Below are 21,171 nucleotides of genomic sequence, written 5' to 3'. Positions count from 1 at the left end.
AGTGTTTGTGATGTTGCGTGAAATCGTTCTCGATACCGAAACCACCGGCACCAGTCATGCAAGCGGCGACCGGGTGATCGAAATCGGCTGCGTGGAGATGCTCAACCACATCCCCACAGGCAAGAGCTATCACGTCTACATCAACCCGGAATGTCCCGTGTCACCCGGCGCCTTCGCGGTCCACGGGCTCTCCGACGAGTTTCTCGCCGACAAGCCGGTCTTTGCGACGATTGCGGACGAGTTTGCGGATTTCGTGGCCGACGCCCGGCTCGTCATCCACAATGCGGCCTTCGACATCGGCTTCCTCAACGCGGAATTTGCCCGCACCGGCCACCCGCAGTTCGCCCTCGCCGACGCGATCGATACGCTCTCGATGGCCCGGCGCAAGCATCCGGGCGCGGCCAACAACCTCGATGCGCTGTGCGCCCGCTACGGGATCGACAACTCCCGGCGCACCAAGCACGGGGCGCTCCTCGACGCCGAGATCCTGGCCGAGGTCTATATCGAGCTGATCGGCGGCCGTCAGGTGGGCTTTGACCTGTCGCTGCAGCCGATGGCCCGCCGGAGTGCCGCGGCGGCGGAACGGGCCGCGCGCGACGCGAAACCACGCACCCTGATCTCCCGCCTGACGGACGCCGAGCGCGCCGCGCACGAGGCCTTCATCCAGTCCATCGGGCCGAGCGCGATCTGGCATGAGTATCTCGGCGAGACGAAGCCGGAGGCCACTTCCTGATCTTGAACCTACCTCCGCCCTCACCCTGAGGAGCAGCTGTCAGGCTGCGTCTCGAAGGAGGATCCAGTGCTTTCTGGAAGCTCCTTCGAGACGGATTGCCGACGCAATCCTCCTCAGGATGAGGTTTGAGGATGTGGTAGACACAAAAAATCGGGCGAAGCCCTCGCCTCGCCCGATCTGAAAAATTCTGAACCTCGTCGGAGCGCTTACGACAGCGTCTGACCGGCGCCGTTCTCCTGCTGCCCCTGGACCTCGGCGGCGCGCTGGCGGTAGAGGGCCACGAAGTCGATCGGGTCGATATAGAGGGGCGGGAAGCCGCCGTTGCGCACCGCATCGGCCACCATCTGGCGGGCGAAGGGGAAGAGCAGGCGCGGGCACTCGATCATCACCACCGGGTGCAGCTGCTCCTGCGGGATGTTCTGGATCCGGAACACGCCCGAATAGGTGAGCTCGAAGGCGAACAGCACGTCCTTGCCGCCGATCTTGGCATCGCCCTCGAGGGTCAGGTCGATCTCGAAATCGGCCTCGGCCAGCTGCTTGGCGTTCACGTTGACCTGCAGGTTGATCTGCGGGCCTTCCGTCTGCTGCTGCAGGGAGCGGGGCGCGTTGGGGTTCTCGAAGGAGAAGTCCTTGCAGTATTGCGCAAGGGCGTTCAGCGAAGGCGCTGCGTTGTTTGCCGCATTCTCGGCCATGGTGTCTTGCTCCCTAGGAGTGTCTCGTCGAGCCCGGGCGGAACGCCTCGTCAGCTGAGGCGTCGGCTAGCGGCGGGCCATGGATCTTCGCGCTACCATGCTTCTCATGCGGGAAGCAAGATTTTGGGCCAACTCATTCGCTTGTCGGGGGCACAGGTGGATGTTACGACCTCAAGACCCCATATGCGAAGAATGGCACCTTCGCCTCCTCGACACAACGCCCGGCCGCAACCGGGCGCGGGCAGGCTCACAACGGATCGACGATGCAAGATTCCTTCGACATCACGACCCTCATTTTCATTGTTCTCGCCGTGTTCGTGATCTGGCGCCTCCGCTCCGTTCTGGGGCAGAAGACCGGGAGCGAACAGCCGCCCTTCGATCCGATGTCGCGCCGGGATGCCCCCTTGCGCCCAGGCAATGCGCCGGCCGAGCCCGATCACAATGTGGTGCGCCTTCCCGGGGCCAACGGGCCGCGTCCTGCCGCCGAGGTTCCCCCGGCCGAGCGCTGGAAGGGCATCGCCGAGCCCGGCACGCCCACGGCTCAGGCGCTGGACGGCATCGCCCGCATCGAGCCGAATTTCGATGCCGCCGAATTTTTGGAGGGGGCCAAGTCCGCCTACGAGATGATCGTGACGGCGTTTGCCCAGGGTGACCGCAATACGCTCAAGGACCTTCTCTCCCGGGAGGTCTATGAGGGCTTCGAGCGGGCGATCACCGAGCGCGAGCGCCGGGGCGAGACGGTGGAGACCACCTTCGTGTCCATCGACAAGGCCGAGATGGCCGGGGCCGAGCTCCAGGGCAAGAATGCCCAGGTGGTGGTGCGCTTCCTGTCCAAGCTGATCACCGCCACCCGCGACGCTTCCGGGGCCGTGGTGGACGGCAGCCTCGAGACCGTGGCCGATGTCACCGACGTGTGGACCTTCGCCCGCACCCTCGGCAGCCGCGATCCCAACTGGCTGCTCGTGGCGACCGAAGCGGGGCAATGAGGGATGCCGGGCGGGTCCTTGTCGCCTGTCTTCTTGTCTGGACGCTGAGCATGTCCGGTGCTGCGGCCGGACCGGCTCTGAAGGACCTCGCACGCCTGGAACCCCTCGCCTTCGAGGATCTCCCCGGTTGGGAGGCGGACGATCACGCCGCCGCCTTCCGGGCCTTCCTGCGCTCCTGCCGGGCCCTTGAGGCTGCCTCCGCCGAGCTGCGCCCGGCCCAGGCACCTCAAGGGAACCTTCTCGCCGTCTGCCGCGAAGCCCTGAAAACCCCTGAGGTTGGCAAGGCCGAGGCGAAACGCTTCTTTGAGACACATTTCCAGCCGCATACAGTGGTTCCGCATTCCGGCGGCGGCTTTCTCACCGGCTATTACGAGCCGGAGTTCCAGGGCTCGCGCACCCCGGATTCCACCTACAGGGTTCCCCTCCTCGACCGGCCGCAGGATCTCGTCACTATCCCGCAGGGCGAGACCCTGCCGGGGATCGAGAAAGGTTTTCAGGCGGCACGGCGCACGGCCAACGGCTACGAGCCCTATCCGGATCGCGCCGCCATCGAGGACGGCGCCTTAAGAGATCTCGCCAGTCCCATCGTGTTCCTTCGCGAGCCGGGCGAGGCCTTCATCATCCATGTGCAGGGCTCCGCCCGAATCCGCCTCGCGGACGGCTCCGTCATGCGGGTCGCCTATGCGGGGCGCAACGGTCGCCCCTACACGTCCATCGGCCGGGTGCTGGTGCAGCAGGGCGAGATGGACCTGGAATCCATGACGCTCGCAAAGCTCATGGGCTGGCTGAAAGACCATCCGGAGCCCGCCAAGGCCCTGATGCGGAAGAACGAGTCCTACATCTTCTTTCGCGAGGCCGCGGAGCTGGCGCCGGAGGACGGCCCCATCGGCGGGGCCGGCCACCCGCTCGTGCCCGGCCGGAGCCTCGCCGTCGACCGCTCTCTCTGGGCCTATGGCCTTCCGGTCTGGCTTGACGGGCGATTGCCCCTGACCCTGGACGAGGCGGAGCCGCTTCAACGGCTCATGATCGCGCAGGATACGGGCTCGGCCATCGTCGGGCCGGCCCGGGGCGATTTCTTCTTCGGCAGCGGCGAGGAGGCGGGCCGCCGCGCCGGGCTCCTGCGCCATTCCGTGCGCTTCGTGGTCCTGCAGCCCAAACCCCGTTCATGACCCGCAAAAGCCGCACCCGCCAGCTCAGCCCCGAGGAGAAGCGGCTCTGGTCCCATGTGGCCCGGCACGTGAAACCCATGCAGGGCAAGGCCCTGCCGCCGGAGCCTGAGCCCGAGGCCAAGCCCACCACGGCCCCTGCTCCGGTGGCGCCGAAGCTCCCGCCAGCCCTGCCCCCTCTCCCGCCCTCGAAACCTGCCCTGCCCCCGATGGCCCCTGTGGAGCGCAAGACGCTCCAGGCCCTGCGCCGGGGCCGCAAGGACGTGGACAGCGTCATCGACCTGCACGGGATGCGCCAGGAGGAGGCGCATTTTGCTCTGCTGAGCTTTCTGCATCGCGCGCAGGGCTCCGGCCATGCCCTCGTTCTGGTGATCACCGGTAAGGGCGGTGCAGCGGTCAGCAACGGGCTGTTCGAGGAGCGCGGGGTCTTGCGTCGCATGGTGCCGCACTGGCTGCGCCTGCCCGACCTGCGCCATCTGGTGATCGGCTTCGAGGAGGCCTCTCCTCAGCATGGCGGATCCGGTGCACTCTATGTCAGGCTCCGCCGGCGGCGGAGCTCCAGTTGATTGCTTTGTCGCGTTTTCTGTCACAAAACCGGCAACCACTTTTGTGGAAAACGCTCTGGGTAAGACGATGACTCCCTTCGGCGAACGGGTGCGGCAGCTGCGCCAGGAGCGCGGGCGCATGTTGAAGGACATGGCCGCGCATCTCGGCGTCTCGAGCGCCTATCTCTCTGCCCTGGAGCGCGGTGAACGCGGCAAGCCCACCTGGACGCTCATTCAGGGCGTGCTGCAGTATTTCCACATCATCTGGGACGAGGCCGACGAACTCACGCGTCTTGCTGACCTGTCCGATCCGAAGGTGAAGATCGACACGGCCAACACCGACCCGAAGGCCACGTTGTTGGCCAACCGCCTGGCGCGGGAGATCCGCGGCCTCACGCCGGAGGAACTCGACCGGATGGTGGCGGTGCTCGATCAAGCGCTGGAGCGGGAGCGCCAAGCCACCTGTGGTGTTGCGGCCGACGCCCAAGCCCCCGTTGCACCCCGGTAAAAGCTTGACCTCCCCTGCCTCGGATGCGAAAGCGCCCCGTCTTTCACAAACCCGGTGGCCTATGTCCCAGACCCGCATCGACGTTCTCACCCTCGGCAACGCCATCGTTGACGTGCTCGCCCATACGGACGAGGCCTTCCTGCTTAGTAAGAAGGTCCACAAGGGCGCCATGCAGCTGATCGACGAGGCGCGTGCGGAAGAGCTCTACGGCGACATGGGACCGGCCATCATCGTGTCGGGGGGCTCGGGCGCCAACACGGCCGCGGGCGCAGCCTCCTTCGGTGTGAAGGCAGGCTTCATCGGCAAGGTGAAGAACGACGAGACGGGCAAGCTGTTCGCCCACGATCTCAAGGCCATCGACGTGCATTACGACGTGGCGCTCGCCCAGGACGGCCCGGCCACCGCCCGCAGCTTCATCCTGGTGACGCCGGACGGCGAGCGCACGATGAACACCTATCTCGGGGCCTGCCAGAACCTCACCCCCGACGACGTGAACCCGGACACGGTGCGTGCCTCGTCCATCGTCTATCTCGAAGGCTATCTCTGGGATCCGCCGGCCGCCAAGGAAGCCTTCCGCAAGGCGGTCAAGATCGCCCACGAGGCCGGCAACAAGGTGGCGCTGACGCTCTCCGACGCCTTCTGCGTCGACCGCTACCGCGACGAGTTTTTGGGTCTCATGCGCGACGGCAGCCTCGACATCCTGTTCGCCAACATCCACGAGCTGCAGAGCCTCTACGGCACCTCGGACGCCGACACCGCGCTCGCAGCATTGCGTGAGGAAAACGTGCTCGGCGCCATCACCCGCTCGGCCGACGGCGCGCTGATCGTGAGCCGTGGTGAGACCAGGGCCGTGCCGGCCTTCCCCGTGGAGCGTGTGGTCGACACCACGGGCGCCGGTGACCTCTTTGCCTCCGGATTCCTGGCCGGTCTCGTGAAGAACCTGGATCTCACCGACTGTGCCCGCCTCGGGGGCCTCGCTGCCGCCGAGATCATCAGCCATCTCGGCGCCCGCCCGCAGGTGAGCCTCAAGGAGCTGGCCGAGCAGCAGGGTTTGCTGGGCTAGTCACGTTCCCCTCTCTGTCATCCCCGGGCTTGTCCCGGGGATCCACGTTTTTACGCGATGTAAGACGTGGATGGCCGCAACAAGTGCGGCCATGACGAGTGTTTTAGACTAACTCCCTCCAGTCTGCCCGAACCAAAGCCCGAACAGAGCCGCGAGCGAGACGAGCGCCAGGAATCCGTTGAACAGCACGAGCAGGAACGGTGGAAGGCGCTGCACATCCGGGTGCGGCGGCTGCGAGCCGGTAAAGACCTGGCGCCAGACGGCGGCCGCGAAACAGAAGGCGCTGAACAGGATCAGCACCGAGCCCGTCGAGAGGATCATCCAATCCGGCACCACGCCTGCGAGCAGCTTCTGCGCCCCGATGCCGGAGGCGAGCGCGGCGAGACCGGTGCGCACCCAGGCCGCATAGGTGCGCTCGGCGGCGAAGACCGTGCGGTTGGCAGCCAGTTCCGTGCGCCGGTCGGCGCTGTCCTTCAGCTGAACGGTGGCTTTGGCAGTCGTCTTGGCCGCTTTCTGCGTATGCTCCGCCGCCTCTTGGGTGTTTTCCGCAGCCTCTTGGGTCTGCTCGGCGGCCTCCTGGGTCTGCTCGGCCGCTTCCTTGGCGTGCTCGGCGCTGACTTTGAGTTTCTCGTCGACGGGCTGCGTGGCCATGCATCCTCCGATCATCCGGAGGCACAACGCTCAAGATTGGGAAATGGTTGGCTTCAGGCGCCTGTGCCGAGCAGTGCAGACAGCGGCCACGCAATTGCGAGCCATGTGAGACCGGCGAGGACGAACAGGGCACCCGTGGAGAGGCTCGATGTCTTATCGCCCCAAAGCGCATCCATGATCCGGCTTGGCTGATCCGCCGCACTGGCAGCCATCCCCATGGATGCACTCGAACCGGTGGTCGAGCCGAAGAACATGAGGGCTCCGAGCCCACCCATGCCCAATCCCACATAGGTGGAGATATCGAACATCTCGACGGCAGAACGCCCGTCGAGGAGCCACACAGCCAAAGCCGTGACGATCAGCGCCAGGACGTTGAGGAGGACCAGCCCTTTAGCAAACCGCTTCATGCTGGGCTCAAAGCCGTCGCAGCGCCACCGTCTCGATCCGGTGGCTCGCGCCTTTCTTCAGGATCAGGCTCGCGCGCTGGCGGGTTGGGATGATGTTCTCCTGCAGGTTCAGAAGGTTGATGCGGTTCCACAGGCCCTCGGCGATGCCGATCGCCTCCGCCTCGGGCAGTTCCGCATAGCGCCGGAAATAGGACAGCGGATCGCGGAAGGCGGTGTGGCGCAGGCGCAGGAAGCGGTTCACGTACCAGCGGTGAAGGTCCGCCTCATCGGCGTCGATATAGACCGAGAAGTCGAAGAAGTCGGACACGAACGGAATGGCCGTGCCGTCTTTCGGCATGCGCGCCGGCTGGAGCACGTTCAGCCCCTCGACGATGAGGATGTCCGGCCGGTCGACATTGGTTTCCTCGCCGGGCACCACGTCATAGACGAGGTGCGAATAGAGCGGTGCCTTCACGTTGCGTTTTCCCGCCTTGATGTCGGCGAGGAAGTGCAGAAGTTTTCCGGTGTCGTAGCTCTCCGGAAAACCTTTGCGCTCCATGAGCCCGAGCCGCGTCAGCTCGGCGTTGGGCAGGAGGAAGCCGTCCGTGGTGACGAGGTCCACCTTCGGGGTGTTGGGCCAGCGGGCCAGCAGCGCCTTGAGCACGCGGGCCGTGGTGGACTTGCCCACCGCCACCGAGCCCGCCACGCCGATGATGTAGGGCACCTTGGCGTCCTTCTCGGCGAGCAGGAAGCGCTGCGTCGCCTTGAACAGGCCTTGGGTGGCCGCAACGTAGAGGGAGAGCAGGCGCGACAGCGGCAAGTAGATCGCCGCCACTTCATCCAGCGAGATCGGGTCGTTGAGGGATTGCAGCTGCACCACCTCGTCGGCGGTGAGCGTCATGGGCGCGTCGGCGCGCAGCTTCGCCCATTCGTCGCGGGAAAAGACCCGATAGGGCGAGAGGCCGTCATCGTCCTCGACGGCGGAAACCACGTTGGGCTGGTCCATGCGAACCACCTCTCGAGTTTTTAGGTCTTGCGCGCGGCCTTCTCCGCAAGACCCGACTGCGCCGTGCGGCGCTCCAGTTCGGCCATGACGTCACTTAGAGGAATATCCGCGCCCTGCAACACGACCAAAAGATGATACAGCACGTCGGCGGCCTCCGCCGTGAGATTCTGCCGGTCGCCCTCGACGGCCGCGATGGCGGCCTCCACCGCCTCCTCGCCGAGCTTCTTGGCTGCCTTGGCAGGCCCGCCGCTGATGAGCTTGGCCGTATAAGACTCGGTTTCGGGCGCCGCGGCACGTTCGGCTACGATGCGGGCGAGGTCGTCGAGAGTGAAGGAGGTCATGGTCGAGCTATCCCGGCAGGGTCACGACAAGGGGGCCGTTGCGGGTGGCAACGACGGTGTGTTCGTACTGGACCGTGGGCGCTCGCGGCTCGCTGAACAGGGTCCAGGGATCGTCCCCGTCCTCGGCCCATTCCGCTCCCAGGGACAGGAAGGGCTCGACCGTGAAGACCAAGCCCTCGTTCATGATCCTGCGTTCCGAGCGGTCCGGCCAGGTGGCGATCTCCTTCGGCTCCTCGTGCAGGGAATACCCGATGCCATGGCTCGCCAGATTGCGAACCAGGGTGTAGCCGTTCTTCTCGGCAAATTGCCCGATGGCCTGGCCGATCCCCGCAATCGGTTTGTTGGCCCCAACTTGGCGCAAGCCGATCCATAGGGCGCGCTTGCCGTCCCGGCACAGGCGCTTGGTGGCGTTCGTGATCGGTGGAACGGCGAAGGACGCGCCGGTATCAGCGAACACGCCGTTCTTTTCCGCCGAGATGTCGATGTTGACGAGATCTCCTGCCGCGATCCGCCGGGAGCCGGGAATGCCGTGGGCGACCTCTTCGTTCACGCTGATGCAGGTGGCGCCGGGGAAATCGTAAACGAGCTCCGGGCCGGACTGGGCGCCGGCCTTTTCGAGAAGCCTGCGGCCGATTGCATCGAGTTCTGCCGTGGTCATGCCCGGCTCGAGCGCCGCCGCCATGGCCTCGAGGGTATTGGCCACGATCCTGCCGATCTCCTGGAGCTTGGCCAGATCGTCCTCGTTGGAGACCGTCATGGGCTGAGTTCTTTCATGCTGTCCGGATTGAAGCGCTGTGTGCCGGCTCATCCAGCCGCATCTTCAGTCCTGCCTTCGCCATATAGCCCTTGGCTTCCGAGATCGTGTGCGTGCCGAAGTGGAAGATCGAGGCGGCGAGCACCGCGCTGGCATGGCCCTTCTCGACGCCGTCGACCAGATGGTCGAGATTGCCGACGCCGCCCGAGGCGATCACCGGCACCGAGACCGCATCCGCGATGGCACGCACCAGAGGAAGATCGTAGCCGCCCTTGGTGCCGTCCCGGTCCATGGAGGTGACGAGCAGCTCCCCTGCCCCAAGCGCGGCGGCCTGCTTGGCGAACGCGATGGCGTCGATGCCGGTGGCGGTGCGGCCGCCATGGGTGAAGATCTCCCAAGCCGCGGGCTCACCCTCCCCTGAGACCTTCTTCGCGTCGATGGCGACGACAATGCACTGGTTGCCGAATTTTTCCGACGCCTCGCGCACGAAATCCGGGTTCTTCACCGCGGCGGTGTTGATCGACACCTTGTCGGCACCGGCGAGCAGCAGGTTGCGGATGTCCTCGACGGTTCGCACGCCCCCGCCCACGGTGAGCGGCATGAAGCACGCCTCGGCCGTGCGCCGCACCACGTCGAGCAGGATCCCCCTCGCCTCGTGGCTCGCCGTGATGTCGAGGAAGCACAGCTCGTCGGCGCCGGCCGCATCATAGGCCTTCGCGGCTTCCACCGGATCGCCCGCATCGACGAGGTCGACGAACTGCACGCCTTTCACGACGCGCCCGTCCTTCACGTCGAGGCAGGGAATGAGACGCACTTTCAGCATGGTTCACTCTTAATCACCTTCCCCTTGAGGGGGAAGGTCGGACCGCAAGGTCCGGGATGGGGTGGATGCGCGAGGCTTGCAGAACGAGGTGTTTCCACCCTACCCCGCTGCTGCTCGCGCAGCGTCGACCCTCCCCCTCAAGGGGAGGATGGAACGGGCACTTTTTTCAGCAGCGCCAGCGCCTCGACCGGATCGATGCGCCCGTCATAGAGGGCGCGGCCGGAGATGGCGCCGTTGAGCACGGCGCAGTCGGGTTGGGTCAGGCGCTCGATATCGGCCATGGAGGCGAGGCCGCCGGAGGCGATCACCGGGATCGAGACGGCGCGTGCCAATCCCAAGGTCATCGGGAAGTTGAGACCTTTGAGAATGCCGTCGCGAGCGATGTCCGTGTAGATGATGGCGGCAACGCCCGCATCCTCGAAGCGGCGGCCGAGCTCTTCGGCCGAGAGGGTCGAGGTCTGGGCCCAACCCTCCACGGCCACCAACCCATCCTTGGCGTCGATGCCGACCGCGATCTTGCCCGGATGGAGCCGCGCGGCCTCGCGCACGAAGTCCGGGTCGCGCACGGCGGCCGTGCCGATGATCACGCGGGACACGCCCTTCGACAGCCAGCCCTCGACGGTCTTCATGTCGCGGATGCCGCCGCCGAGCTGCACCGGGATGCGCACGCGCTTGAGGATGTTTTCCACGGCCGCGGCATTCATCGGCTTGCCAGCAAACGCCCCGTCGAGATCCACCACGTGCAGCCATTCGAAGCCCTGAGCCTCGAAGGTGGCGGCCTGGTCGGCGGGATCGTCGTTGAACACGGTCGCCTGGTCCATGTCGCCCTGGATCAGGCGGACGCAGAGTCCCTCTTTGAGGTCGATGGCAGGATAGAGGATCACGGGCGCCACCTCAGGAAATTGGCGATGAGCCTGAGGCCGAGCGCCTGGCTCTTTTCGGGATGGAACTGGGCGCCCACGAGGTTGTCGCGCCCCACGATGGCCGTGACTGGACCGCCGTAATCGGTGGTGGCGACCACATCGGCCGGGTCGGCGGCGCTAAGCGCATAGGAATGCACGAAATAGGCGTGCAGCCCGTCCGGTCCGGTGGGAATGCCGTCGAGAACCGGATGCGGCTTTGCCAGCTCAAGCGTGTTCCAGCCCATATGCGGGATCTTCAAGGCAGGATCCTTCGGCACGATCGCCTTCACGTCGCCCTTGATCCAGTCGAGACCATAGCTGGTCGTATGCTCGAGGCCCCGCGTGGCCATGAGCTGCATGCCCACGCAGATGCCGAAGAAGGGACGCTTGTCCTCGTGGACGCGCCGCTGCAGCACCTCCACCATGCCGGGCACGGAATCGAGGCCGCGGCGGCAATCGGCGAAGGCGCCGACGCCCGGCAGCACAATCTGGTCGGCTTTGGCGACAGCATTCGGGTCGGACGAGACCGTGATGGAGAGATCAAGCTCCGCCTCCCTGGCCGCCCGCTCGAAGGCCTTGGCGGCGGAGTGCAGGTTGCCGGACCCGTAATCGATGATGACGACGCTCACCGGGGACGCTCCGCATCGGGGAAGAGGCCGATCACCGGCTCGGACCGCCTCGGGGTGGACAGGATCGGCGAGGGCGCCGGGCTGCGGGGCAGGGGGGCCGGCTTGGCGTCGAGCCAGCGGGCGAAGGCCTTGGCCTCCGCCTCGTCCTGGTCGGCGGCCGTCACCGCATCGACCGCCGGGCGGCCGCGGCGGGCGAGGGTCCAGCGCCGCAGGCTGTTGGCCTCCAGGCCGATCAGGCTCTGCAGCAGGAGCTGGGCGACGGAGCCGGCGAGCGGATGCACGTCTAAGAGGGCCAGCAGGCCACCGAAGGCGAAGACGAGGATCAGCACGGCAAGGCCGGCGAGCCACAGGCGATGGACGAAGAACCACAGGAAGGTGAAGAGGAAGGCGCCCCACGAGAAGGCATCCTTCACGAGCTCGGATTCGTCCAAAGCGCTTGGATCACCCGGCCTCGCATCGCGCGGGAGGTGCAGGGTATAGGTGGTCATGGCGACGTTTCCTCAGGCCATGCCCGGTGAGGTGAACCTCGGATTACCGGACAGGGGTCTCTTGATGGATCTAGAGCGTACCCTTGGTGGAGGGAACGCGGCCCTCTTCCCTTGGGTCCAGTGCCACGGCCTGACGCAAGGCCCGTGCCAGGCCCTTGAAGCAGCTCTCGGCGATATGGTGGCTGTTCTCGCCGTAGAGCGTCTCCACGTGCAGGGTCAGACCTGACTGGATGGCAAACGCCTGGAAGAACTCGCGCACCAGCTCGGTGTCGAAGGCGCCGATCTTCTCCGTCGGGAAGGTGGTGCGGAACACCAGGAAGGGGCGGCCCGAGATGTCGAGGGCGATGCGCGTCAGGGTCTCGTCCATCGGCAGATGGATGTCGGCATAGCGCGTGATGCCCTTTTTATCACCAAGCGCCTTCAGGATGGCCTGACCCAGCGCGATCCCGGTATCCTCGGTGGTATGATGCTGGTCCACATGCAGGTCGCCGGTCACCTTCACGGAGAGGTCGAAGTGACCGTGTCGGGCGAACAGTTCGAGCATATGGTCGAGGAAGCCGACCCCCGTGGAGATCTCGGCCTTGCCGGTGCCATCGAGGGCAATCGACAGGGCGACATCGGTCTCGGCGGTGCGACGGCTGACGCTCGCGGAGCGCATCATCAAAATCCTTTGCGGAACAAGAGACCCGCGCCTTCTAGCAAGCCGCGCGGAGAATTGCCACCCGCGTTGCTTTTGGCCGATCAATGATTAAGTCAGCGGGATAACGGCCCATGGCCGCCCAGTTCTTCCCCGCCGGAGCCCTGCCTTGTCCGAAGACGCCACCCCTCGCATGCATGCCACCACGATCCTCATGGTCCGCAGAGGCGGCCGCACCGTCATCGGCGGCGACGGGCAGGTGAGCCTCGGCCAGACCGTGGTGAAGGGCAATGCGAAGAAGGTCCGGCGCCTTGCCAAGGGTGGGGTGATCGGCGGCTTTGCCGGTTCGACGGCGGATGCCTTCACCCTGTTCGAGCGCCTCGAGGCCAAGCTTGAGCAATATCCGGGCCAGCTCACCCGTGCCTGCGTGGAGCTCACCAAGGACTGGCGCACCGACCGCTATCTTCGCCGCCTGGAGGCGATGATGCTGGTGGCCGACAAGGATGTCGGCCTGCTGCTCTCCGGCGCCGGCGACGTGCTGGAGCCGGAAAACGGCATCATGGCCATCGGGTCCGGCGGCAACTACGCGCTCGCGGCAGCAAGAGCGCTCGCCGAATACGAGACGGACCCGGAGACAATCGTCCGCCGGTCGCTCGGCATAGCGGCCGAGATCTGCGTCTACACGAACGCGAATATCGTCATCGAAACGTTGGAAACCTGATTGCCCGTCATGGCCGGGCTCGTTCCGGCCATCCACGTCTTGAGAACCGCCACGTCGTAAGACGTGGATCCCCGGAACAAGTCCGGGGATGACGACAAAGAGCCAAGAGATCCCATGACCACCTTTTCTCCCCGCGAAATCGTTTCCGAACTCGACCGCTACATCGTCGGCCAGAACGACGCCAAGCGCGCGGTCGCCATTGCGTTGCGCAACCGCTGGCGCCGGCAGCAGCTCGAAGGCTCGTTGCGTGAGGAGGTGGCGCCGAAGAACATCCTGATGATCGGCCCCACGGGCTGCGGCAAGACCGAAATTTCCCGCCGTCTCGCCAAGCTCGCGGGCGCGCCGTTCCTCAAGGTCGAAGCGACCAAATTCACGGAGGTGGGCTATGTGGGCCGCGACGTGGAGCAGATCGTGCGCGATCTCGTGGAGATCGGTATCGGCCTCGTGAAGGAGGAGCGCCGCCGGCAGGTGCAGGCGAAGGCCCATATCGCCGCCGAAGAGCGCGTGCTCGACGCGCTGGTCGGCACCACTGCGAGCGCCGTCACGCGCGATTCCTTCCGCCGCAAGCTGCGCGCCAACGAGCTCGACGACAAGGAGATCGAGATCGAGCTGCAATCGGGCGGAGGGCAGGGGATGCCCATGTTCGAGATCCCCGGCATGCCGGGCGCGTCCGTTGGTGCGATCAATCTCTCCGACATGTTCGGCAAGGCGTTCGGCGGACAGCGCAAGACGCGCCGCACCACTGTGCGTGAGGCCTATGAGCCGCTGGTCACGGAAGAGGCCGACAAGATGCTCGATCAGGACGCCATCGTGCAGGAGGCCCTGCGCCAGGTGGAGAACAACGGCATCGTGTTCCTCGACGAGATCGACAAGATCGCAGGCCGCGAGGGCCGCACCGGTGCGGATGTGTCACGTGAAGGCGTGCAGCGCGATCTCCTGCCGCTGATCGAGGGCACGACAGTGTCGACAAAATACGGGCCGGTGAAGACGGACCACATCCTGTTCATCGCGTCCGGCGCCTTCCACGTGTCGAAGCCGTCGGATCTCTTGCCCGAGCTGCAGGGCCGCCTGCCGATCCGTGTGGAGCTCTCGCCGCTCACCGTCGAGGATTTCCGCCGCATCCTCACGGAGACGGAGGCGAGCCTCATCAAGCAATCCGTTGCGCTGATGAAGACGGAAGGCGTCGACCTCGTCTTCACCGACGATGCCATCGACGCGCTGGCTGAAGTGGCCGTGGAGGTGAACAACACGGTCGAGAACATCGGCGCACGCCGCCTGCAGACCGTGCTGGAGCGCGTGCTCGACGATGTGTCCTACACGGCGCCCGACCGTTCCGGCGAAACGGTGAAGATCGACTCCGCTTACGTGCGCGGCGAGGTGGAAGAGCTGGCGAAGAACACGGATTTGAGCCGGTTTATTTTGTAAGCCGAAACACTCCCGTCATGGCCGGGCTCGTCCCGGCCATGACGAAAAGGTGTGGAACCACCCCGCCGATTCGCGACTTGCCCCGGGATGAATCCGGACCTGCAGGATCTCAAAGCCAAGGCGCTCGTCATCCATGAGCGTCTCTGTGAGCTCTATGGCTGCCCGATTCCGTATTTCCACACTCTTGATCCGGTGAGCGAGCTGATCTCCTCGCTTCTGTCCCACCGCACCCGCAATGCGGATTCCGGCCGCGCCTTCAAGGCGCTGCGGGCACGCTTTAGCGACTGGCGCGCGATGATGAACGCGCCGACCGAAGAGGTGGAGGCGACGATCCAGGGCGTGACTTGGCCGGAGCAGAAGGCGCCGCGCCTGCAGGCGGTGCTGCACGCTATTCAAGAGCGCCATGGCAGCCTGTCGCTTGACTTCTTGAAGGATATGCCGGTCGAGGAGGCGCGGGCCTGGCTCGAGAGCATTCCGGGCATCGGCCCGAAAACGAGTGCGGCGGTGCTCTCCTTCTCCGTGCTGCGCAAGGCGGCGCTACCGGTGGACAGCCACCACCATCGCGTTGCCCAGCGCACGGCCCTCATTCCGCAATCGACGGCTGTCGGACCGTCCCATGCGGTGCTCGCCGCCCTTCTGCCGGAGGATTGGGATGCGCAACAGGTTTACGACAACCACGAAGTCATGATGCTGCATGGCCAGCGCTGCTGCTTCTTCAAGAACCCGGCCTGCCACCGCTGCGCAATCTTGGATCTGTGTCCGACCGGGCAGGGCAGGGTGGAGGGAAGGCGGGTTTCACCGGTCAGATCCGAGGCGGTTTCCGACGATCTTCATTCCTCACGTTCCCGCGAGAGCTAGTCCCAAATTCCCCGAGAACGGAACGACATCCGTATTTCTGCGTTCGCCTCCCAACCCTTGGAGGAGTGAATCCATGCGTAAATTCTTCATGGCCGTGGCTGCCACGGCCGCCCTCGGCACCTTTGGCCTCGCGGCTCCGGCTTCCGCCGGCGAAGCGCAGACCGCGCCCGTGAATGAGCTTGTCGCGGCCATTCAGAACGGCACCGTCAACACCGATTACTCGCAGTATATTGAGCGCCGCGTTTACCGCAGCCCCCGCGTGGTGGAGCGCCGCGTCTATCGTGGCGGCCCGCGCTATGGGGATCGTCGCTACTACGGTGACCGCCGCTACTACCGCCGCGACCGCGGCAACGCCCTGGCGGCCGGCGCCCTGGGTCTCGCTACCGGTGCCATCATCGGCGGCGCGCTCGCTCAGTCGCAGGCCCAGGCCGCTCCGGTCTATGGCAGCAACCATGCCTATTGCTCGCAGCGCTTCAAGTCCTACGACCCGGCCTCGGGCACTTATCTCGGCTATGATGGCCTGCGCCATCCCTGCCCGTAACATTGAGCAAGTCTACATGAACGAAGCGGGCCGAAAGGCCCGCTTCTTTTTTGCCCGGAAGCCTTACTTCGCCGCAATGACGGCGATCTCGACCTTGAAGGCGGGCGTCGCGAGCTTCGCCTCGACGGTGGCGCGGGCCGGCGTGTTGCCGGGGGACACCCAGGCATCCCATACGGCGTTCATCTCCTGGAACGTGCCCATATCGGTGATCCAGATATTGGCCATCAGGATCTTCGACTTGTCGGTGCCGGCCTCGGCCAGCAGGCTGTCGATGATGGACAGGATTTCCTTCGTCTGCTCGGTGACGCTCTTGCCTGCGCTCTCCTGAGCGACTTGGCCTGCGAGATAGACGGTGTTGCCGTGAACGACGGCGCCGCTCATGCGCGGGCCGGGCTTGATGCGCTGGATCGTCATGGATTGTCCTTGAGCCTCACTTTACGAAAACGGGACCTGCCTTTTCGGGGGCAGGGGGCGTGAGGTCAAGCGCATCGTGCGTAAAAGTGGGTCCGGTTTTCCGCCCCGGCGATGCGCTCGATCAAGAGACCGTCAATAGAGCGTGGTGCGCTGCCGCTCGGGCAGCGCCTTGTCGTAGGCCTCGCCGCCCGCCTCGTTGTTCGTGAGCGCCGCCAGGATCTGCCCGGCGCTCGGCAGGCTCTCGCGCGGCACATGACGGGCCGGGTTCCACAGCTCCGAGCGCAGGATCGCGCGGGCGCATTGGAAGAACACCGTCTCGACGGTAATCACGACGACGGATTTCGGCGGCTTGCCGTCGACGGCAAAACTCTCCAGCAGGCCTGGCTCGACCGAAATCACCGCACGCCCGTTCACCCTTAAAGTCTCGCCGATGCCGGGGATCAGGAAGAGCAGGGCGACGCTCGGGTCCTGCACGATGTTGCGCAGCGAATCGATCCGGTTGTTGCCGCGCCGGTCCGGCAGGAGCAGGGTCCTGTCGTCCCGGATGCGCACGAATCCAGGCCCGTCGCCGCGGGGCGAGCAGTCGAGCCCCTCCGGACCGCGCGTGGCCAGCGCCGCGAAGGGCGAAGCCTCGATCAGGGCGCGGTATTCCGGCACGAGCCGGTCCGCCTCCTTCAGGAGCGAGGCCTTGTTGACCTCCCCATAGAGGGCTTCGAGCTCGGAGAGGCTGGTGATGGTGTGGGGCATGATTCGGGTTCTGCCTGTGCGGTGCCTAGGAATATACGGTTCGCCGCCACGGTCCAGCGACTGTGATTTGACATTGGCGCGTGCGCCTGCACCTCCATTGCTTGAGCCAAGCCATTGATGCAGGATCGAGACCGGTCATTCGCCCATGAAGCAAACCGAGACAGGACCTGCAGCCGAGGCGGCTTTGCTTAAGGGTCGCATCCCCTGGCGGGAGATCCGCCTCGTCTCGGGCCTCGTGCTCGCGGCCTTTCTCCTCACCCATTTCAGCAATCATGCCCTGGGGCTCGTCTCCATCGAGGCGATGGAAGCCGGGCGCGCCTGGTTCAACCGCCTATGGCGCAACCCGGTCGGTACGGTCCTCCTCTACGGCTCTCTTCTCCTCCACTTCCTTCTGGCGCTGCAGGCCCTCTACCGCCGCCGCACCCTGCGCATGCCCGTCCGCGAGGCGGCGCAGCTGACTTTGGGCTTGAGCCTGCCCTTCCTCCTGATTGGGCATGTGACGGGAACCCGGATCGAGTGGGCGCTGACCGGCCATGATTCCGGCTATCCCGAGGTGGTCAGGAGCCTCTGGCTGCTGAGTCCCGAGATCGGCGCACGCCAAGCGGTTGCGCTCATCATCGCGTGGCTGCACGGGTGCCTCGGGGTCTATTTTTGGCTGCGCCCGAAACCCTGGTTTCCAAGGTGGGCGCTGCTCCTCTACACGGAGGCCATCCTTGTTCCCATTCTGGCGCTGCTCGGCTTTGCGGAAGCGGGCCGGGAGATCGCCGAGGCGCCGGAGCGGTTTGCCGTGCGCACGCCTCCCGGATCCGATCTCCTGCCCCTGGTTGGCCCTGGCCTCTATGCCTTCTTCGGCGGTCTCCTGGCCCTGACGATTGCCGGGCGCATCGTGCGCAGCGCCAATCTGTGGTCGCGGCGGGTCCGCATCCGCTATCCCAACGATCAGGTCGTCACCGTGCCGTCGGGCTTCAGCGTGCTGGAAGCAAGCCGCACGGCCGGGATCCCGCACATCTCGGTCTGCGGCGGGCGGGGCCGCTGCTCCACCTGCCGGGTGAGGGTGCTCGACGGCCTGGAGCACCAGCCGCCGCCCACCGCCCAGGAGCGGGGCACGCTCGCGCGCATCAAGGCCGGCTCCAATGTGAGGCTCGCCTGCCAGTTCAGGCCTGTCGGCGAGATCGCCGTCGTGCCGATCCTGTCCACGGGCCGCAACGGCGTAACGGCGCTGGTGCGCGGAGGCCGCGCCCAGGGGCAGGAGCGGGAGGTGGCGGTGCTGTTCTGCGACCTGCGCGGCTTCACGAGCCTCACCGAAAAGCGCCTGCCCTTCGACACGGTGTTCATTCTCAACCGCTACTTCGAGGCGGTGGGCGAGGCGGTGGAGGATGCGGGCGGCTATATCGACAAGTTCATCGGCGACGGGGTTCTGGCCCTGTTCGGCCTCAACACGACCCCGCAGGAGGCCGCACGCCAAGCCCTCGACGCCGCGCTCCGGATCAAGGCGGCGCTCGCCCGCCTCAACGAGGATTACGCCAGCGAGTTCGAGCATCCCCTGCGCATCGCCATGAGCCTCCATGCGGGCCCGGCCATCGTCGGCCAAATGGGCTACGGCCAGGCGACCAGTCTCACGGCCGTGGGCGACACCATCAATGCAGCAAGCCGCCTGGAGGGGCTCGCCAAGGAGCTCGACGTGGAGCTGGTGATCTCCGAAGACCTCGCCACCCGCGCCGGCCTCGACCTCTCCAGCCGCAACCGCCAGATCGTCTCCATCCGGGGACGGGCCGCGCCGTTGGGGAGTTGGATCATTCCGGAGGTGGGGAGTTTGGCGCGGTCATCATGAGTTCGTCGAGTCCCGGCTGAAACAACAAAAAAGCGCGGTTTTCACCGCGCTTTCTTTTCGTCTGAAGTGAAGCGATCTTACTCGCCGGCAGCCTTCTGCTGGTCGCGCTGGGCGCGCTCGGCGTCGCGTTCGGCCTTGAGCTGCTCGGTGATGTCTTCGCCAGTCTCCTGGTTGACCACCTTCATGGAGAGACGGACCTTGCCGCGCTCGTCCATGCCGAGGAACTTCACCTTCACCTTGTCGCCTTCCTTGACCACATCGGTGACCTTGCCGACGCGGTTCTTGGCGAGCTCCGAGATGTGCACGAGGCCGTCGCGGGAACCGAAGAAGTTCACGAAGGCGCCGAATTCCATCACCTTCACGACCGTGCCCTCGTAGATCGTGTTGATCTCGGGCTCGGCCACGATGGAGCGGATCCAGTTGTAGGCCGCCTTGATCGACTTGCCGTCGGCCGACGCGATCTTGATCAGGCCGTCGTCGTTGATGTCGATCTTCGCGCCGGTCTTCTCCACGATCTCGCGGATGACCTTGCCGCCCGAACCGATGACTTCGCGGATCTTGTCGACCGGGATCTGCATGGTCTCGATGCGCGGAGCATGCTCGCCGAGCTCGGCGCGCGGTGCGGTGAGCGCCTTGTTCATCTCGGCGAGGATGTGCGTGCGGCCGGCCTGAGCCTGGTCGAGCGCCACGCGCATGATCTCTTCCGTAATGCCGGCGATCTTGATGTCCATCTGGAGCGAGGTGATGCCCTGCTCGGTTCCGGCCACCTTGAAGTCCATGTCGCCGAGGTGATCCTCGTCGCCGAGAATGTCGGACAGGACCGCGAAGCGCTCACCCTCGAGGATGAGGCCCATGGCGATGCCCGCCACCGGACGGCGCAGCGGCACGCCCGCATCCATCAGGGCGAGCGAAGCGCCGCAGACGGAGGCCATGGACGAGGAGCCGTTGGACTCCGTGATCTCCGACACGACGCGGATCGTGTAGGGGAACTCGTGAGAGGCCGGCAGCATCGGGTGGATGGCGCGCCAGGCGAGCTTGCCGTGGCCGATTTCGCGGCGGCCGGGCGAGCCCATGCGGCCCGTCTCACCGACGGAGTAGGGCGGGAAGTTGTAGTGCAGCAGGAAGGTTTCCTTGCGGGTGCCTTCCAGCTCGTCGATGAACTGCTCGTCCTCGCCGGTGCCGAGCGTGGTCACGACCAACGCCTGGGTCTCGCCGCGGGTGAACACGGCCGAACCGTGGGTGCGGGGCAGAACGCCCACTTCCGACTGGATCGGACGGACCGTCTTGAGATCGCGGCCATCGATGCGGGATCCGGTGTCGAGGATGTTCCAGCGCACGACCTTGGCCTGGATTTCCTTGAAGGCAGCCTTGACCTTCTCGGGCTCGAACTTCGGCTCGCCGTCGGCCGGGAGCAGCTCGGTCATCACCTTCGCCTTCACGGCGTCGACGGCGGCGTAGCGGTCCTGCTTCTTGGTGATCTTGTAGGCTTCGCGCAGATCGGTCTCGGCGATGGCGAGAACGGCCTGCTCAACCTCGGACGAATCCGCAGGCTGGTAGTCGCGCGGCTCCTTGGCGGCCTTCTCGGCGAGGCGGATGATGGCCTCGATCACCGGCTGGAAGTGCTTGTGGCCGAACATCACGGCGCCGAGCATCACATCCTCGGGCAGTTCCTTGGCCTCGGACTCGACCATGAGCACGGCGTCGGCGGTGCCGGCGACCACGAGGTCGAGCGAGGTCTGGTCCATCTCCTGCAGCGGCGGGTTCAGCCGGTACTGGCCGCCGATATAGCCGACGCGGGCGGCGCCCACGGGACCCATGAAGGGCACGCCGGAGAGGGTCAGGGCCGCGGAGGCGGCAACGAGGCCGACGATGTCGGGATCGTTCTCAAGGTCGTGCGAGAGCACGGTCACGACAACCTGCGTGTCGTTCTTGTAGCCTTCGACGAAGAGGGGGCGGATCGGGCGGTCGATGAGGCGGGAGACCAGGGTCTCCTTCTCGGTCGGACGGCCTTCGCGCTTGAAATAGCCGCCCGGGATGCGGCCGGCGGCGTAGGTGCGCTCCTGGTAGTTCACCGTGAGCGGGAAGAAGTCGAAACCGGGCTTCGGCTCCTTGGCCGACACGACGGTGGCGAGAACGGTGGTCTCACCGTAGGTGGCGACGACGGCGCCGTCGGCCTGGCGGGCCATCTTGCCCGTCTCGAGCACGAGCTTGCGGCCGGCCCAGATCAGTTCTTCGCGTTGAATATCGAACATGCTTTTTCGTCTTTCATGACAGCAGGAGCGGGGGCTCGATGCCATGAGCAAGACGGCAAGAGACTCACGCCG

The 21,171-nt window shown here is 65.7% G+C and carries 25 protein-coding genes; 11 read left to right on the top strand and 14 right to left on the bottom strand.

What is annotated here, in order from left to right:
• Positions 1 to 10 precede the first annotated feature (10 nt).
• Positions 11 to 733 carry a DNA polymerase III subunit epsilon gene (gene dnaQ, locus JQC81_RS09055; protein WP_203271480.1) on the top strand — a complete coding sequence of 241 codons (723 nt, stop codon included), beginning with the start codon at positions 11 to 13 and terminating at the stop codon, positions 731 to 733.
• A 206-nt stretch (positions 734 to 939) separates the two neighbouring features.
• Here the strand turns inward: dnaQ and secB are convergent, their stop codons facing one another.
• Positions 940 to 1,425 (bottom strand): protein-export chaperone SecB, encoded by a 486-nt coding sequence (gene secB / locus JQC81_RS09050; RefSeq protein ID WP_203271479.1) that lies wholly within the window; start codon positions 1,423 to 1,425, stop codon positions 940 to 942.
• Between the two features lie 263 nt (positions 1,426 to 1,688).
• Here secB and JQC81_RS09045 point away from each other — a divergent pair, with 263 nt between their 5' ends.
• From JQC81_RS09045 to JQC81_RS09025, 5 genes are all read left to right on the top strand, one after another.
• On the top strand, positions 1,689 to 2,411 hold the full coding sequence (locus JQC81_RS09045; RefSeq protein ID WP_203271478.1) for a Tim44/TimA family putative adaptor protein: 723 nt from the start codon (positions 1,689 to 1,691) through the stop codon (positions 2,409 to 2,411).
• A 50-nt stretch (positions 2,412 to 2,461) separates the two neighbouring features.
• Positions 2,462 to 3,580 (top strand): murein transglycosylase A, encoded by a 1,119-nt coding sequence (gene mltA, locus JQC81_RS09040; protein ID WP_246520318.1) that lies wholly within the window; start codon positions 2,462 to 2,464, stop codon positions 3,578 to 3,580.
• Positions 3,577 to 4,143: a Smr/MutS family protein gene (locus JQC81_RS09035; RefSeq protein WP_203271476.1), complete on the top strand. Its 567-nt coding sequence runs from the start codon at positions 3,577 to 3,579 to the stop codon at positions 4,141 to 4,143. The genes mltA and JQC81_RS09035 overlap by 4 nt, the downstream gene beginning before the upstream one ends.
• 67 nt (positions 4,144 to 4,210) lie before the next feature.
• Positions 4,211 to 4,630 carry a helix-turn-helix domain-containing protein gene (locus JQC81_RS09030; protein ID WP_203271475.1) on the top strand — a complete coding sequence of 140 codons (420 nt, stop codon included), beginning with the start codon at positions 4,211 to 4,213 and terminating at the stop codon, positions 4,628 to 4,630.
• 61 nt (positions 4,631 to 4,691) lie between these two features.
• The gene (locus tag JQC81_RS09025) at positions 4,692 to 5,693 is read left to right on the top strand and encodes an adenosine kinase (protein ID WP_203271474.1); all 1,002 of its coding nucleotides are present in this window, start codon (positions 4,692 to 4,694) and stop codon (positions 5,691 to 5,693) included.
• 108 nt (positions 5,694 to 5,801) lie between these two features.
• Here JQC81_RS09025 and JQC81_RS09020 read toward each other — a convergent pair whose 3' ends face one another.
• The 10 genes from JQC81_RS09020 to hisB all read right to left on the bottom strand — a co-directional run bounded on the left by JQC81_RS09020 (position 5,802) and on the right by hisB (position 12,331).
• Positions 5,802 to 6,344, bottom strand: a complete 543-nt coding sequence (locus JQC81_RS09020; protein ID WP_203271473.1) for a YidH family protein — start codon at positions 6,342 to 6,344, stop codon at positions 5,802 to 5,804.
• 53 nt (positions 6,345 to 6,397) lie between these two features.
• Positions 6,398 to 6,751 (bottom strand): hypothetical protein, encoded by a 354-nt coding sequence (locus tag JQC81_RS09015; RefSeq protein ID WP_203271472.1) that lies wholly within the window; start codon positions 6,749 to 6,751, stop codon positions 6,398 to 6,400.
• A 7-nt stretch (positions 6,752 to 6,758) separates the two neighbouring features.
• Complete coding sequence (coaA, locus tag JQC81_RS09010; protein ID WP_203271471.1) at positions 6,759 to 7,736, bottom strand: type I pantothenate kinase; 978 nt, start codon at positions 7,734 to 7,736, stop codon at positions 6,759 to 6,761.
• 20 nt (positions 7,737 to 7,756) lie between these two features.
• Positions 7,757 to 8,077 carry a phosphoribosyl-ATP diphosphatase gene (locus tag JQC81_RS09005; protein ID WP_203271470.1) on the bottom strand — a complete coding sequence of 107 codons (321 nt, stop codon included), beginning with the start codon at positions 8,075 to 8,077 and terminating at the stop codon, positions 7,757 to 7,759.
• Between the two features lie 7 nt (positions 8,078 to 8,084).
• The gene (map, locus tag JQC81_RS09000) at positions 8,085 to 8,834 is read right to left on the bottom strand and encodes a type I methionyl aminopeptidase (RefSeq protein ID WP_203271469.1); all 750 of its coding nucleotides are present in this window, start codon (positions 8,832 to 8,834) and stop codon (positions 8,085 to 8,087) included.
• A 13-nt stretch (positions 8,835 to 8,847) separates the two neighbouring features.
• Entirely contained in the window at positions 8,848 to 9,654 is an 807-nt protein-coding gene (hisF, locus tag JQC81_RS08995; RefSeq protein ID WP_203271468.1) for an imidazole glycerol phosphate synthase subunit HisF, read from the bottom strand.
• 137 nt (positions 9,655 to 9,791) lie between these two features.
• The gene (hisA, locus tag JQC81_RS08990) at positions 9,792 to 10,547 is read right to left on the bottom strand and encodes a 1-(5-phosphoribosyl)-5-[(5-phosphoribosylamino)methylideneamino]imidazole-4-carboxamide isomerase (protein ID WP_203271467.1); all 756 of its coding nucleotides are present in this window, start codon (positions 10,545 to 10,547) and stop codon (positions 9,792 to 9,794) included.
• Positions 10,535 to 11,185 (bottom strand): imidazole glycerol phosphate synthase subunit HisH, encoded by a 651-nt coding sequence (hisH, locus tag JQC81_RS08985; RefSeq protein ID WP_203271466.1) that lies wholly within the window; start codon positions 11,183 to 11,185, stop codon positions 10,535 to 10,537. The genes hisA and hisH overlap by 13 nt, the downstream gene beginning before the upstream one ends.
• Positions 11,182 to 11,673: a DUF2628 domain-containing protein gene (locus tag JQC81_RS08980; RefSeq protein WP_203271465.1), complete on the bottom strand. Its 492-nt coding sequence runs from the start codon at positions 11,671 to 11,673 to the stop codon at positions 11,182 to 11,184. The genes hisH and JQC81_RS08980 overlap by 4 nt, the downstream gene beginning before the upstream one ends.
• A gap of 70 nt (positions 11,674 to 11,743) precedes the next feature.
• Positions 11,744 to 12,331 (bottom strand): imidazoleglycerol-phosphate dehydratase HisB, encoded by a 588-nt coding sequence (gene hisB / locus JQC81_RS08975; protein WP_203271464.1) that lies wholly within the window; start codon positions 12,329 to 12,331, stop codon positions 11,744 to 11,746.
• Positions 12,332 to 12,503: 172 nt separating this feature from the next.
• On the opposite strand from hisB, the gene hslV reads away from it, so the two are divergent.
• From hslV to JQC81_RS08955, 4 genes are all read left to right on the top strand, one after another.
• Entirely contained in the window at positions 12,504 to 13,031 is a 528-nt protein-coding gene (gene hslV / locus JQC81_RS08970; RefSeq protein ID WP_203271513.1) for an ATP-dependent protease subunit HslV, read from the top strand.
• Between the two features lie 114 nt (positions 13,032 to 13,145).
• Entirely contained in the window at positions 13,146 to 14,456 is a 1,311-nt protein-coding gene (hslU, locus tag JQC81_RS08965; protein WP_203271463.1) for an ATP-dependent protease ATPase subunit HslU, read from the top strand.
• An 87-nt stretch (positions 14,457 to 14,543) separates the two neighbouring features.
• Positions 14,544 to 15,314 (top strand): endonuclease III domain-containing protein, encoded by a 771-nt coding sequence (locus JQC81_RS08960; protein ID WP_203271462.1) that lies wholly within the window; start codon positions 14,544 to 14,546, stop codon positions 15,312 to 15,314.
• 73 nt (positions 15,315 to 15,387) lie between these two features.
• Complete coding sequence (locus JQC81_RS08955; RefSeq protein ID WP_246520317.1) at positions 15,388 to 15,855, top strand: BA14K family protein; 468 nt, start codon at positions 15,388 to 15,390, stop codon at positions 15,853 to 15,855.
• A gap of 63 nt (positions 15,856 to 15,918) precedes the next feature.
• Here JQC81_RS08955 and JQC81_RS08950 read toward each other — a convergent pair whose 3' ends face one another.
• Both JQC81_RS08950 and JQC81_RS08945 read right to left on the bottom strand, forming a co-directional pair.
• Positions 15,919 to 16,269, bottom strand: coding sequence for a RidA family protein (locus tag JQC81_RS08950; RefSeq protein WP_190845354.1), 351 nt, complete (start codon positions 16,267 to 16,269; stop codon positions 15,919 to 15,921).
• Positions 16,270 to 16,401: 132 nt separating this feature from the next.
• Entirely contained in the window at positions 16,402 to 17,016 is a 615-nt protein-coding gene (locus JQC81_RS08945) for a pyridoxamine 5'-phosphate oxidase family protein (RefSeq protein WP_203271461.1), read from the bottom strand.
• 145 nt (positions 17,017 to 17,161) lie between these two features.
• Here JQC81_RS08945 and JQC81_RS08940 point away from each other — a divergent pair, with 145 nt between their 5' ends.
• The gene (locus tag JQC81_RS08940; RefSeq protein ID WP_203271460.1) at positions 17,162 to 18,847 is read left to right on the top strand and encodes an adenylate/guanylate cyclase domain-containing protein; all 1,686 of its coding nucleotides are present in this window, start codon (positions 17,162 to 17,164) and stop codon (positions 18,845 to 18,847) included.
• Positions 18,848 to 18,924: 77 nt separating this feature from the next.
• On the opposite strand, the gene pnp is transcribed toward JQC81_RS08940, so the two are convergent.
• Positions 18,925 to 21,099 carry a polyribonucleotide nucleotidyltransferase gene (gene pnp / locus JQC81_RS08935; protein ID WP_203271459.1) on the bottom strand — a complete coding sequence of 725 codons (2,175 nt, stop codon included), beginning with the start codon at positions 21,097 to 21,099 and terminating at the stop codon, positions 18,925 to 18,927.
• Between the last annotated feature and the right edge of the window lie 72 nt (positions 21,100 to 21,171).

Origin of the sequence: Microvirga arabica (assembly GCF_016811235.1) — a bacterium.
GTDB lineage: Bacteria > Pseudomonadota > Alphaproteobacteria > Rhizobiales > Beijerinckiaceae > Microvirga > Microvirga arabica.
This window is presented reverse-complemented; position numbering and strand designations above follow the sequence as displayed.